The organism is Clostridium sp. ZS2-4 (genome assembly GCF_026719745.1).
Taxonomy (GTDB): domain Bacteria; phylum Bacillota; class Clostridia; order Clostridiales; family Clostridiaceae; genus Clostridium_H.
In genome coordinates this window covers 40741-53812 of record NZ_JAPPRQ010000033.1, presented here as the reverse complement: position 1 = coordinate 53812, position 13072 = coordinate 40741, and the positions used below count along the sequence as shown (strand labels likewise).

Sequence of the window (13072 nt, the reverse complement as noted above, 5' to 3'; positions counted from 1 at the left end):
TCCTTTCTTGGTCGTTGTTTGTCGTGATTCAATTATACCAAATGGAGGAATGTTCTTCTATTTTTTATGCTAGAAATACTGAAAACACAGGCTAACGCCTTAAAATACAAGTGCGAAAGTTGAGTTAGAATTTAACAGAGGAATGAAATTTTAATGTCCTTGGGACTAAATAAAGAGTGGAGAAGTTTTTTTGTTACAGAATTTGCCTAAGCCAATTCTTGTATTTCCTAGAACCTAGAACCTGGCACCCTAGCACCTAAGAATAATGTTGTGTTACAACATTATTCTACTACCTTTTCTAGTATTTCAATCTTCCCATTATGACTATCAATTCTAGCTCTTGACCCTATTGGCAGAGTTAATTTGGGGTAGCTGTGACCGGACATAAAATTAGATAAGGTAGGTTTATTTAAGGACAAAATTCTGTCTTGAATTATTTCTTCAAGAGTAAGGCTGCTTTCATAATTAGGAAGATTACAGTTGGTAAATTGACCTAAGATAAATCCGCTGCATTGCTGAAGCTTTCTACTTAAATAAAGCTGAGTGAGCATTCTATCAATGGCATAAGGTTTTTCATCAACTTCTTCAATAAAAAGGATATTGCCTTTTGTGTTGATTTCATAGGGGGTGCCTAAAGTAGATGCTAATAAAGATAAATTTCCACCAATAATTCTGCCTTGTGCATATCCTTTATTTCTGCAAGTAAGAGTTATGTTAGAAGCATTTGAGAGTATATATGGTTTATCGCATTTTGTAATGGTATTTAAAAAGCTTTTCAGAGTTTCTGTATCTTCAAAATTTGAACTGCCCATTGGTCCATGAAAGGTTATTAATTCACATTTAGAAGCAAGTGTATTTAAAAAAGTAGTAATATCACTATAGCCCATAAAGAGTTTAGGATGTTTTTTTATAAGTTTGTAGTCCAGTAAAGGGAGTATTCTCATAGATCCGTAGCCGCCCCTAATACATAAAATCATATCAACATCTTTATCCAAGAACATATTCATAAGGTCTTCTGCTCTATCCTTATCTTTACCAGCTAAATATCCCCACTTATCATATAGATGTTTGCCTTCTTTAACTTTAAAACCTTGTGATTTTAAAAAATCTATACTTTTTTCTATTTTATATTTTTCTTCTGGACTTGCAGGAGATACAAGACCAATAGTATCTCCTATTTTTAATTTTTTAGATATCATTATTTACATCACACCTTAACATTTCTCACTTCAATTATATATAATATGATTGAAGTTTTTATATGCTAAAAGATAGAGTGAAAACTCCATCTCAATTAAGGTTTGTGTTATTCGATATTTCTCTATAAATAAGTCTTTTTATTATTTAAAACATATTTCTTTTATTTAGAAATACTATGCTAATTAAAGTTGTAATTACCATTAATGTCATCACAATTGAAAATCCATATCCAGGATGTGCAGATGAAGACCAAGGTAGACCATCTACGTTCATACCAAATATACCAGAGTATATGTTTGGTATAGAAATAACTATAGTTACTGATGCTAATATTTTCATCACAAGGTTTAGATTATTAGATATAACATTGGCAGAAGCGTCCATAGTAGCACTTAAAATATTTGTATACATACTGGTCATTTCTATTGCTTGTTTGTTTTCAATTATTACATCTTCAAGAAGGTCTTTATCCTCTTCGTATTTTTGCATTATATCAAGCTTTATCATTTTTTCCAAGGTTATCTCATTTGACTTCAATGAAGTAGAAAAATAAACCAAAGAGTTTTGAAGAGAAAGTAATTGCATAAGAACTTTATTATTCATTGATTTATGAAGCTTTTTTTGTATCATCCAGCTCTTTTTATCTATCTGGCGAAGGCATGTTAAGAAATAGCTGGAAACCCTATAAAGAATTTGCAATATAAATCTAGAACGTTTAAAAGTATAAAAAGAACGCACATTTCCTTCTATAAAGTCAGTTAACATCTTATTATTTTTTAAGCAGATTGTTATTATTGCTTTTTCAGTATGAATTATTCCAAGAGGATATGTATCATATGTTAGAGAATTCTCTTCCATTTCAGTAAAAGGAATATCCAGAATGACAAGTATGTTATTATCTTCTATGTCTATACGAGAAGTTTCTTCCTCATCTAATGCAGCATTGAGAAATTCAATAGGTACTCCAATTTTTTTAGAAATCAATAGAATTTCTTGTTCAGAAGGAGCTATCATATTAATCCAACATCCAGATTCAATATTGTCTAATTGTTGTAAAGTTGGATTAATTCCGCTTGTGCTTTTATATATAGAAATCATATAATTCAATCCTTTCTAACTGTTGCTTATATTAATAATATAACTTTATTAAGAAATTTTCTAGCTTATAATAGTATTTTGTTTATATTTATATATAAGCTGCAATAAATACTATTCATTATATTAAAACTTCCTTGATGGTTTTCTATAAAGTGTCATTGAGTAATGAGTATTGAGAATTGAGAATTGAGAATTGAGAATTGCAATATATATTATAGTTATGAGATGAAAATAATTGATATAGTATAGTTGTATAGCAGTAAACATCTGTTATTGCTCATTTTTAACTGGATAAAATTTCAACTAAAAGTTGAGCTAAATAGTAAAATGATAGAGTTAGTTAATAATAAGGAGTATTCTAATGTATACTAAATATATTTACAGCAAATGAACTATAATCGACGGACAACGACAGTATAGGATTTGTATTCATATTAATAAAATTAGTATAATTTTTTTGTAAAATTTTTATGAACTATGGGGGAGACATGATATGTACAAGGAAATAGTAATGAGAAAAAAGATTTCCAGCATATTTATGATAGTAATAATGTTAACTATTTCTATAGTTATATCGGATATAAGCTCAAAGCTTACATTCGGTGAGTACAGAGTAGGGGAGTATTCAACTACCGTTATAGATATTGTTGTATTGATATTTATAATAATACAGATTGAAAAGTGTAAGATAAAGTATAAGTATGCCATAATTGCTGATGAATTTATAATTTATAAGTTAAAAGGGAATAAGCAAAAAATTATGGAAACGATTAAGATTAAAGATATTAAATCTGTAGATAAAATCGGAAAAACTAAAGCGTGTTTAGACACACCAACTAGAAAGATGTATGGTAACTTAAAACTTGATAAAGACGTGTATTTTTGCAAATATAATAATCATAAAGGTACTAATGGCTTTTACTTTGAGCCAAGTCACAGATTGATCAATAAACTGGATGTATTAATAAATAAAGCAGAAATATAAAAATGCTAGGATGTATTACCTAGCATTTTTTATTTAAAGATTTATGAAGCTCCATTTTAGCTTCAGCTAACAAAGAGTCTTTTTCTATTAAATCAAGACCAGTTATGGCAAGAGCTTGCACAGTCTTTAAAACTCTATCTTCTGCATAAGAGGAAAGAGTTGCATCTGCAAAGCCTTCAGTACCATACTGTATGTTTTCATCTTCTACGATAGAAATATAAGGACGTATACAAGGAATTATATGGCTTATATTTCCAAAACTTAATCCGTAAGGAATATCTATTATTTTCGCATCATCAATAATTCCACTTTCTTTTAAATTATGAGCAAATATTCTGGTTAAAATTTTATTAGATATAAAGTTTTCATAAGGCACTTCATGTAGAGTAACAGTAGAGTCAATATTCATTAAATCCTTAGAGGAAGCAGCAATTCTTTTTATCTTTTCTGCAATCTCTTCAGCAATTTTCAAGCAAGAAGCTTTAATATAAAAGCTGGTTTTTACAGTATTAGATGGAATACAAGGCATGGAGTCACCTTTAATAGATACCATGTCAATTGAACAATTATTAGAAAAACCTTTAACAAGAGTATTTATAGAATTCAAAGTAAAAATACAAGCATCAAAAGCGTCATATGTACTTTTTTTAGTACATCCAGAGTCTTTATTGCATGAATATGTAATTTCAAGGGGAAGAGTTGCTGGTGATGAGCACACTTCACCGGTAACAGTATGAGGCTGAGCCATAAGTACAGCATCGATATCTTCAAATATTCCTTGCTTTACCATGGCTACTTTAGAACCATTTATATATTCTCCAGGACATCCTAATACTATTACAGTTCCACCTAATTTTTCCACTACATTTGAGAGACTAAGAGCAGCACCAATAGATATAGAAGATATCAAGTTTGAACCTAGTATATGACTTTTATGGCCTTTTTTATAAGGGGAATCATACTCACAAATATAACAAATTTTTGGATGACCATTCCCATATTCAGCCATAAAAGAAGTGGGTATTTCCAGAAAATTTTCTGTCACTTTAAAACCTTTGTTGTTTAGTAAGCTTATTATGTAATTATATGATTTATGTTCACAAAAGCTTTCCTCAGGGTGTTCGTATAAATATTTTGTAATATTATTAATATCTTCTTTTATTGTAGATAGATATGTTATAATTTCCTGCTTCATAGAGAATCTCTCCCTTTTGTTGATTTAGTGTATTGATATTTAATGGTTTAAAATGGATAATGAACTGGTCACTAATCACTGGTCACTAATATTATGCCCATATATATAAAATATATTTTCTATATAATTTACATAAATTTAATGTTTCTATTGAAATACATACCGATAATAACTATAATAAAGAGGAGTAAATTAAAATGGAATTATATGTAACATAAGGAGCTGATTGTGTGAGAAAGACAAGATTTCAATTTGTTGTAGCAAATGTAATTATGATTTTATTTCTAGTTGTTACAGTAGGAAATGGCACAGCTTATGCGGCAGAGAATATGCCCAAAGTAGAAAAGATAGTTTATGAATATAAAGATATTTACCAGGGTGATACCCAAACTATAGATATACTATCTAAATCTGTAACTAATGTGCAGTATAGAGTATGGATTTCCAATAAGAGAACAGGTAACTGGCAGGATATAACTAATGGATTTACCAATGCTATGGGAGAAAATCAGATATTTAGGGTAACAACACCTGCATTATCTGAAGGGGATTATGATGTATCAGTTTGGATAAAAAGAGCAGGAGCAAAACCTTTAAATCCAAGAGGATATGATACTTATGTTACTTCAACAATGAAGTGCTTAAAATCAAATGGACAAGCATCTAACATTAAATTAACTGGTGTAAAGAACAATTACCCTAAAGGTGAGGCAATTGAAATAAAAAAACAAGAGAATAAAGAGTATCTGTATAAATTCAGTGTGTATGACCTTATAAAAAATAAAACAATAGTTTCTTATGCTAAAGATTATAAAGATAGCGTTTCATGGAAGACAAGCAATGCTGGTATATATTTATTTAAGGTTAATTTAAAGAGTATAGAAAAAGTTGAAGTTCCTAAAAAAGAAGATGAAACAAGTGCAGATAATATAAACAAAGAAAAGACAAGCCAAGACGCTTCAAAAGAAGAGGAAAAAAGTGAAAAGAAGTTAGAAGAAGATAATAAAATTGAAGATAAGAAAAAAGAAGCACAAGAAAAAGAAGTACAAGAGAAATATGTAGAAGAGAAATATGTAGAAGAGAAAAAAGAAGTTATAGAAGAAAAGCAAGAAAAAGTTGAGTATAAAGAGATTGTTACAGAAGAAGAGATAACTAAGTTAATAATTGTAGGCAATCCAGATAGAGGACATAAAAAGCTGCAACCTCCAAAAGGACCTGTGGCTCCAAAAATAGATTCTCTTGTAGTTGGAAAAGCAAGTGAAACTAGTAGAATATATATAAAAGCAGAGCCTAAGTCTAATTCAAGAAATGTAGGATATATATATGGAAGTCTTTATGGAATAAAAGTATTAAAAAAAGCAGGATCTTATTATTATGTAGAAGTGACAGCGTATAGCTCTTCAAAGAAAGTAAGAGGATATATACCAACTAGTAATGTAAAAATAGTAAAGCCTAATAAAGCTTATTCTGTATTAGTAGACTTAAGTGATCAGCATGTTTATGTATTTAAAAATGGAAAGCTTATAAGAAATATAATCTGCTCTACAGGGCAGGATTGGACTCCAACACCAACAGGAACTTATTTAATAGGAGACAGGGGCCCGGCATTCTTAACAGGATATAATGATTCTGTTATCTGCTACAATTGGGTAAGGTTTAACAATAATTATCTTTTCCACAGTGTTTTGTGCACTAGAAATGGACATGTTATTCAGTCAGAAGCTGCAAAACTAGGGCATAAAGCATCTCATGGATGTATAAGAGTGCCTATAAATGATATTAAGTGGTTTTACAGTAATGTACCAAGAGGGTCTGTAGTAGTTATTCAACAATAAATATATGGCGATACATGAATTTAAAATTTTATAGTAAAGTTGAAAGCCCAATAGAAAATTTCTATTGGGCTTTCTTTATTTTTAAGAGATAAAAGCTAAATTGTCAAAATTATCCTTGTTTTCTTTTACAACTTCTATAAAAGCTTCTACAATGTCAGGATCAAATTGAGTAGAGCTGCATTTCTGTAATTCCAAAATAGCTTCATCATAGCTTTTCCCAATATTATAAGGCCTATTAGAAGTCATAGCATCAAAGCTATCCGTAACAGTAAGCATTCTGGTAAGATAAGGAATATCCTTGCCTTTTAATTTATCAGGGTATCCTTCTCCATCATAGCGCTCATGATGGTGCAAAATTAAAGGAATAATATTTTTAAGGGAATCAACAGATTTTATCATATCTATGCCGTTAACAGGGTGCTGTTTTAGCAGTTCCCATTCTTCATTGGTTAAAGGCATTTTTTTATTTAGAACTTCTTTAGAAATATTTATTTTACCAATATCATGCATATAGGCACCATATTTTAATACTTTTTTGTCTTCTTCACATAAGTTAAGTTTTTCACCTAATAATTTAGAGAACATAACAACTCTTTCGCTATGAGCATATGTATATCTATCCTTTGCATTGATAACACTAATTAATGTTTTTATAGAGGTAATCAGGTCAATATGTTCTTCTTCTAAGTCTTTTTCTAATTCCTCTAAAACAGAATAGTATGTTTCTACTCTGTTTTTATTAAAAAATTTAGCTCTATACAGGGCATCATCAGCACTCTTAACTAAGTCAATATCATTTTTGGCTTTGTTAGGAAATGTAGATACTCCTACAGAAACAGTAAGTTTACCGTTTGGCTGATTTTCTTCACCTTCAAATTTTTGCTGCTCTACCGCCAGTCTTATTTGTTCTGCAATAGAAATTGCCTCCTTCTCTGATGTGTCAGGTAGGATTACTGTGAATTCTTCACCACCGTATCTGGCAGGTATACATTTACTTCGAGCAGTACTTTTTAATATAAATCCTATTTTCCTTAAAACTTCGTCGCCTTTTTGATGTCCATAAAGATCATTATAATGTTTAAAATAATCAATATCTAACAAGATTAAAGAAATAGGACATTTTGTTTTTTCAGATAATACAATTTCTTTTTTTAACGCTTGATGAAAATATCTATGATTAAAAACTCTTGTTAATCCATCTATATTAACGAGTTCAGCTAATTTTTTTCTATATTCATTTTCAATATTAACATAATGTCCTAATGGCAAAGCAGTCAGAATAAATATTCCGGATAAAATTAAATCATTCTCAAAATATTGATTAACTTGAACACTAGGCATACAAACTAAATCCATACCTAATAACATAACTGAAGAGATACAGGATATAATAATTCCATGTTTTATTCCCATCTGTATAGTTGAAGATATAATTATAAATAAAAATAAAAACTTGTACTGGCTGGTATGAGCACCAGATAAAAGAATTAAAATAAAAAATACTATTATAAAAATAAAGTTTTCAATGAATACTATAAACTTAGTATACTTTAATTTTTTTCGTGAAGAAATTGACCAAATAGTATAGATTAAAGCCAAAATACATATAGATATTTCTGCTGAAACTACACTGAAATAATTATTTTTTATATGAAAATTAATATAATTATTATTAAAAGAATACGTGAAAATTATAATTCCACAAAAAAGTAAAGAAGCTAATTTCACAATGGATATAATTTCAAGTATTTTTCTTTGTCTAATGTTTTCAATCCCATTCATGTTTTTCACATCCATATAAATTAGTAATTTATAAATAATAATGTAAAGGCTAATTAAGACCTTTACATTATTGTTCTCTTAAGCAGTTTGGTTCTTCAGGTTGGTAAGCACTCCAAGCACATGCTGATGCTGAAATTGAAAAAGCAAAAAATGTGAAGAAAGCAGCTAGTAAACTTACTATTTTTTTCATTAATTTTCACCTCCGAAGAAAGTAGCTATATTTTTAAAAAAAGTGTCTATACTTGTCATCAATGAGTGTCCAAAGGATGTAAGAGTTAAGGACTGCCAAGCAGCTCCAACACATATACATTGAGCACTTATTAACAAAATTTTATCTTCCAGTTTATAATATAATCCAAACAAAGCTATTACGATTATTATTAAATCATGAAGTACAAGCAGAGAACTCTTTTTTAGACGTTGTTTTGTTTTTTCTTTTACAATAGGTTTAGAAGGACTATCTACAGGAGCTAATTTAGAAACAATGTAGTAAGAGAATATAAAGCAAACTAATCCTGTTAAAGCAGCCAATTTAATGGTTAGTAAAGGGCTAGTTTGGTTTATGATTATGCCTAAAACACAAAAAGCAATAGCTCCAATGAGAGCACATATGTTTGGAGAACTGGCATGAGCACCCCCAGAGTATTTTCTTAAAAAACTAGCAGTAAAGGAAAGAATCAAAGCCTCTATTAATACACCGAAAATAAGTCCAAATATTATTACGAATAGAATAGCCCATAGAGTTTGAAAAAAAGAAAAAGCACCGTAGGCAATAATTTCTTTATTATCCTTGTCCAATTTTAAAAGTGAAGCAATTTTAAATGCTAAATTATTTGATATTTTTTCAATTGAAAACATTTTATTTTCATCCCTTACTTATATAATAAAGATATATGAAAAATGTAATAATTTGATTAAATATGATATTAATTTCCTTAATAATCATAATTATATCATGAAATATATAATTATGAAATATTTGTAATGGAATTTTTAAGCATTTATAAAATTATTTTATAAAAAATTTGAAAGTTTTGGTTATTATAAGTGATAAACTTAAAAATAATTAAAATTAAAAAATTTAAATTATTTTTGTGGACAAAATAAGATTAGAGGATATGATGAATAAAATATATTATAAGGGGCAATAATTAAGATGAATTTATCAAGTTTTTCAAGGGGGTCAATATGAGAAAACAGAAATGTATTATATGTGGAAAGCCTCTAAATGATGGTATAATGATATATGGAAGAGGAATATGTAAATGTTGTGAAGAAAGGATAACAAATGCAGAAATCGGAACAGATTTTTATGAGTATTATATACAATGTATAAAAAAGGCTATTGCACATTATATGATAAGAGGAGTGGATTACAGGTGTCAAAACTACCCCTTGTAGAAGGAGTATTAAAATATATTAAAGAGAATAACACTTTACTTTGTATGCCAGGGCACAAAGGTGGAAAAGGATTTAGGAATACTGCTATGGGCAGAGAACTATATGAAAATTTTATAAAGGGCGACATTACAGAAGTAGATGGCTTGGATAATCTTCACAATGCTGAAGGAATAATAAGGGAAGCTCAAGAATATCTGGCACAGTTTTATCAAAGTAAAAAATCTTATTTTTTAGTAAATGGAAGTACCAGTGGCAATCTTGCAATGATATTCACTTCCTTCAATGAAGGAGATAAAATTATTGTAGAGAGAAATTGTCATAAGTCCATTTTTAATGGAATAATGTTGAGAAAACTAAAACCAGTATATATAAAAAATAAGATTAATAAAAAATATGATGCTCCTCTTTCAATAGAAGAGGAGTATTTTTTGTGTGTACTAGAAGAGAATAGTGATGCTAAGGGAATAATAATAACTTATCCTAACTACTATGGAGTTTGTCCAGATTTAGATTTTATAATAAGAGAAGCTAAAAAGAGAAATATGAAGGTTTTAGTAGATTCTGCTCATGGAGCACATTTTGGAATCTGCAAAGGACTTCCAGAAAGTGCAGTTAAGCTTGGAGCAGATATGGTGGTTATGAGTTCGCACAAAACATTGCCAAGCTTTACTCAAAGCGCTTATCTTCATGTAGGCGAAGGCATAGATTCAGATAAAGTAGAGTTTTATTTAAGCATATTCTTAAGTACTAGTCCATCATATATGCTTATGAGTTCTATGGATTATGCTAGATTTTATTTAGAGGAATATGGGAAAGAAGATTATAAAAGACTTTTAGAAATTGCTGAAGTCTATAGAGATAAAATAAATAAAGTAAAAGGATTTCATGTGTTGGGTAGAGAAGATATGTGGAAAGAAGATATTGATTTATCTAGATATGTAATTAATTTAGAAAAAGGATATAGTGCAAGTAAATTTTCAAAATATTTAAGAGAAAAAAATATTCAAGCAGAGATGAATGATAATCAAAATGTAATACTTATCTTTTCACCTTTTAATAGGAAAGAGGATTTTGAAAAACTTTATAATGTTATAAAAGAATGTCCATTAGATAGTTTAAAACAAGAATATTATAATATATTAAATTATAATATTACTGAAAGTAAATTAGCTCCTTTTGAGATTTTAAATAGGAAAACAAAGGAGATTAATCTACAGGATGCAGCAGGAAAAATATGTGCTAAATCTATAGTACCGTATCCACCAGGAGTTCCTTTAGTGATGATGGGTGAAACAATAGATGAAGATATTATAGGCATGATAAAATATTATTTGGCAAATGGAACAGATGTAATAGGAGTAACAAAAGATAGTGGAGAATTTAGAGTTGAAAGTGGAAAATTAAAAATGAGTGTTAGAGAGTTAAAAAGAGATAAGGAAGATAGAGAAAATATAGAATGGAAAGTTAAAGTTGTAGATGAATAGAGGAGGAACATAGGATGAAAGAAGGAGTTTTTATTACACTTGAAGGGCCAGATGGGTCAGGGAAGTCAACTATTATCAAATTGTTAGAAGGATACTTAAAGGAAAAGGGGATAGATTACATATCTACTAGAGAGCCAGGTGGAATTAATATAGCTGAACAAATTAGAAATGTAATTTTAGACAAGAAGAATACAGCAATGGATGGCAGAACAGAAGCATTATTGTATGCTGCTTCCAGAAGACAGCATATAGCTGAAAGAGTAATACCTGCATTAAAAGAGGGTAAAGTTGTTATCTGTGACAGGTTTTTAGATTCATCCTTGGCATATCAAGGACATGCAAGAGGACTCGGAATAGATGAAGTTATGAAAATAAATGAATTTGCAATAGAAGGATATATGCCTGACTTTACACTATATCTTGATGTAAAACCTGAAGTAGGACTTGAAAGAATTGCAAAAAACAAGGACAGAGAAGTTAACAGACTCGATTTAGAGAAAATTGATTTTCATAGAAAGGTAAGAGAAGGATACTTTATATTATTAGAGAAATATCCAGATAGAATCAAAAAGGTAGATGCAAATAAGCCTATTGAAGGGGTGTTTGAAGATATTAAAAAAGTTTTCAGTGAGGAAACAGGAATATAAGGTATAGTAGCAAAAAAAGTTTTAAGTCTACCTAAAAAGTGTTGAGTATATGTGGTAAAATAAAGATATGGATATATTGAAAATTTAGACATTTAAAAGTATTGGATTAAGGGGAATATGTAAGGTTGAGTTAGGAGGAAATGATATGAAACTTGTTATTGCTATTATTCAAGATGATTACTCAAGAGAATTAATAGATGTAGTTACAGAGTCAGGATATATGGTTACTAAGCTTGCTACAACAGGTGGATTTTTGAAGACTGGAAATACTACTCTTCTAATTGGTGTAAAAAAAGAAGAGGTTGATACTGTAGTATCACTTATTAAAGATGTATGCCAAAAGAGAAGTCAAGTTGTTACGGCACCATCTCCAGTAGTAGGCTCAACAGGGGTGTATGTACCATATCCAATTGAAGTTGAAGTAGGAGGAGCTACTGTATTTGTAGTAGATGTAGACAGATTCGAAAAGATGTAACTTAGTAGGTACTTGGAGGTAAAGATGAGCTTTGAAAGCATAATTGGGCATGATTTTATAAAAAAGCAAATAGAAAGTTCCATAGATCAGGAAAAATTTTCTCATGCTCATCTCATAACAGGTGAAGAGGGTATTGGAAAAAGCCTTATTGCAAAAGAAATTGCACTAAGGCTTTTAGATAAGCATGAAAATAGAAATTATGTTGATATTATAGAGTGGAGGGCACTTGAAAATAAGCAATCTATAGGGGTAAATGAAATTCGTGATATTATAAAGGAAATAAATAAAAAACCCTATGAAGGAGATAAAAAAGTAATAATAGTATATGGGGCTCATAAAATGACAACAGAAGCTCAAAATGCCTTTTTAAAGACTATAGAAGAGCCGCCAAAAGGAGTCACTATAATACTGTTAAGTGAAAATTTAGGGCTTATATTGGAAACAATAAGGTCAAGATGTCAAATTCATAAATTAAAAAGATTGAATTTAAAAGAAATACAAGAATATATACTAAAGGAATATCCTGAACTGGAGGAAGAAAAAGCAAAGGCTGTTATTGCTTTCAGTGAAGGAATACCTGGAAGATGTAAGCTTTTTTTAGAAGATAGTACTTTTAAAGAAATAAGAGATACAACAATGGAAATACTTATTGAGATATATAAAAAAGACAAAAGTATAGTTAAGAAATATGAAAAATTCTTTTTCAAATATGGTAAGCAGTGGGATGACATATTAACTTGTTTAATTTCATATATAAGAGATATTGCTATCTATAAAGAAACGGGAAAGCAGGACCTCGTAATAAACACTGATAAGTTTCATAATATACAAGAACTTTCTAATATGTATTCATTTAACAAACTTGATAGTATTTTCGAAGTTATAAATAATATTCGAGAAAAGTTAGAAAGAAGAGTGAATTCAGCATTAGCCTTTGATATAATGCTGCTTAAAATGCAGGAGGTTTAAC

At 29.4% G+C, this 13072-nt stretch carries 13 protein-coding genes; 7 read left to right on the top strand and 6 right to left on the bottom strand.

Annotation, left to right across the window (positions count from 1 at the left end; genetic code table 11):
• Nucleotides 1–281 precede the first annotated feature (281 nt).
• The gene (locus OIO11_RS06120; protein WP_268070570.1) at nucleotides 282–1199 is read right to left on the bottom strand and encodes a S66 peptidase family protein; all 918 of its coding nucleotides are present in this window, start codon (nucleotides 1197–1199) and stop codon (nucleotides 282–284) included.
• Between the two features lie 145 nt (nucleotides 1200–1344).
• A complete protein-coding gene (locus OIO11_RS06115) occupies nucleotides 1345–2298 on the bottom strand; it encodes a magnesium transporter CorA family protein (protein ID WP_268070569.1) in 954 nt (317 codons plus the stop codon).
• Between the two features lie 493 nt (nucleotides 2299–2791).
• Between OIO11_RS06115 and OIO11_RS06110 the strand changes: the two genes are divergently transcribed.
• Complete coding sequence (locus tag OIO11_RS06110; RefSeq protein ID WP_268070568.1) at nucleotides 2792–3283, top strand: hypothetical protein; 492 nt, start codon at nucleotides 2792–2794, stop codon at nucleotides 3281–3283.
• A gap of 19 nt (nucleotides 3284–3302) precedes the next feature.
• Here the strand turns inward: OIO11_RS06110 and OIO11_RS06105 are convergent, their stop codons facing one another.
• Nucleotides 3303–4478, bottom strand: coding sequence for a M20 family peptidase (locus tag OIO11_RS06105; RefSeq protein WP_268070567.1), 1176 nt, complete (start codon nucleotides 4476–4478; stop codon nucleotides 3303–3305).
• Between the two features lie 230 nt (nucleotides 4479–4708).
• Here OIO11_RS06105 and OIO11_RS06100 point away from each other — a divergent pair, with 230 nt between their 5' ends.
• Nucleotides 4709–6313: a L,D-transpeptidase gene (locus OIO11_RS06100; RefSeq protein WP_268070566.1), complete on the top strand. Its 1605-nt coding sequence runs from the start codon at nucleotides 4709–4711 to the stop codon at nucleotides 6311–6313.
• Nucleotides 6314–6394: 81 nt separating this feature from the next.
• Here OIO11_RS06100 and OIO11_RS06095 read toward each other — a convergent pair whose 3' ends face one another.
• From OIO11_RS06095 to OIO11_RS06085, 3 genes are all read right to left on the bottom strand, one after another.
• Nucleotides 6395–8095 carry a bifunctional diguanylate cyclase/phosphohydrolase gene (locus OIO11_RS06095; protein ID WP_268070565.1) on the bottom strand — a complete coding sequence of 567 codons (1701 nt, stop codon included), beginning with the start codon at nucleotides 8093–8095 and terminating at the stop codon, nucleotides 6395–6397.
• Nucleotides 8096–8162: 67 nt separating this feature from the next.
• Nucleotides 8163–8285: an AgrD family cyclic lactone autoinducer peptide gene (locus OIO11_RS06090; RefSeq protein WP_268070564.1), complete on the bottom strand. Its 123-nt coding sequence runs from the start codon at nucleotides 8283–8285 to the stop codon at nucleotides 8163–8165.
• The gene (locus OIO11_RS06085) at nucleotides 8285–8953 is read right to left on the bottom strand and encodes an accessory gene regulator ArgB-like protein (protein WP_268070563.1); all 669 of its coding nucleotides are present in this window, start codon (nucleotides 8951–8953) and stop codon (nucleotides 8285–8287) included. The genes OIO11_RS06090 and OIO11_RS06085 overlap by 1 nt, the downstream gene beginning before the upstream one ends.
• 330 nt (nucleotides 8954–9283) lie before the next feature.
• On the opposite strand from OIO11_RS06085, the gene OIO11_RS06080 reads away from it, so the two are divergent.
• The 5 genes from OIO11_RS06080 (at nucleotide 9284) to OIO11_RS06060 (ending at nucleotide 13071) form a co-directional block, all read left to right on the top strand.
• Nucleotides 9284–9496: a sigma factor G inhibitor Gin gene (locus OIO11_RS06080; protein WP_268070562.1), complete on the top strand. Its 213-nt coding sequence runs from the start codon at nucleotides 9284–9286 to the stop codon at nucleotides 9494–9496.
• On the top strand, nucleotides 9475–10980 hold the full coding sequence (locus OIO11_RS06075; RefSeq protein ID WP_268070561.1) for an aminotransferase class I/II-fold pyridoxal phosphate-dependent enzyme: 1506 nt from the start codon (nucleotides 9475–9477) through the stop codon (nucleotides 10978–10980). Before OIO11_RS06080 ends, OIO11_RS06075 begins: the two co-directional genes overlap by 22 nt.
• 14 nt (nucleotides 10981–10994) lie before the next feature.
• Nucleotides 10995–11627: a dTMP kinase gene (gene tmk, locus OIO11_RS06070; protein WP_268070560.1), complete on the top strand. Its 633-nt coding sequence runs from the start codon at nucleotides 10995–10997 to the stop codon at nucleotides 11625–11627.
• 145 nt (nucleotides 11628–11772) lie between these two features.
• Nucleotides 11773–12102, top strand: a complete 330-nt coding sequence (locus tag OIO11_RS06065; RefSeq protein WP_268070559.1) for a cyclic-di-AMP receptor — start codon at nucleotides 11773–11775, stop codon at nucleotides 12100–12102.
• Between the two features lie 24 nt (nucleotides 12103–12126).
• Nucleotides 12127–13071 (top strand): DNA polymerase III subunit delta', encoded by a 945-nt coding sequence (locus OIO11_RS06060; protein WP_268070558.1) that lies wholly within the window; start codon nucleotides 12127–12129, stop codon nucleotides 13069–13071.
• The last annotated feature ends 1 nt before the right edge of the window (nucleotide 13072 follow it).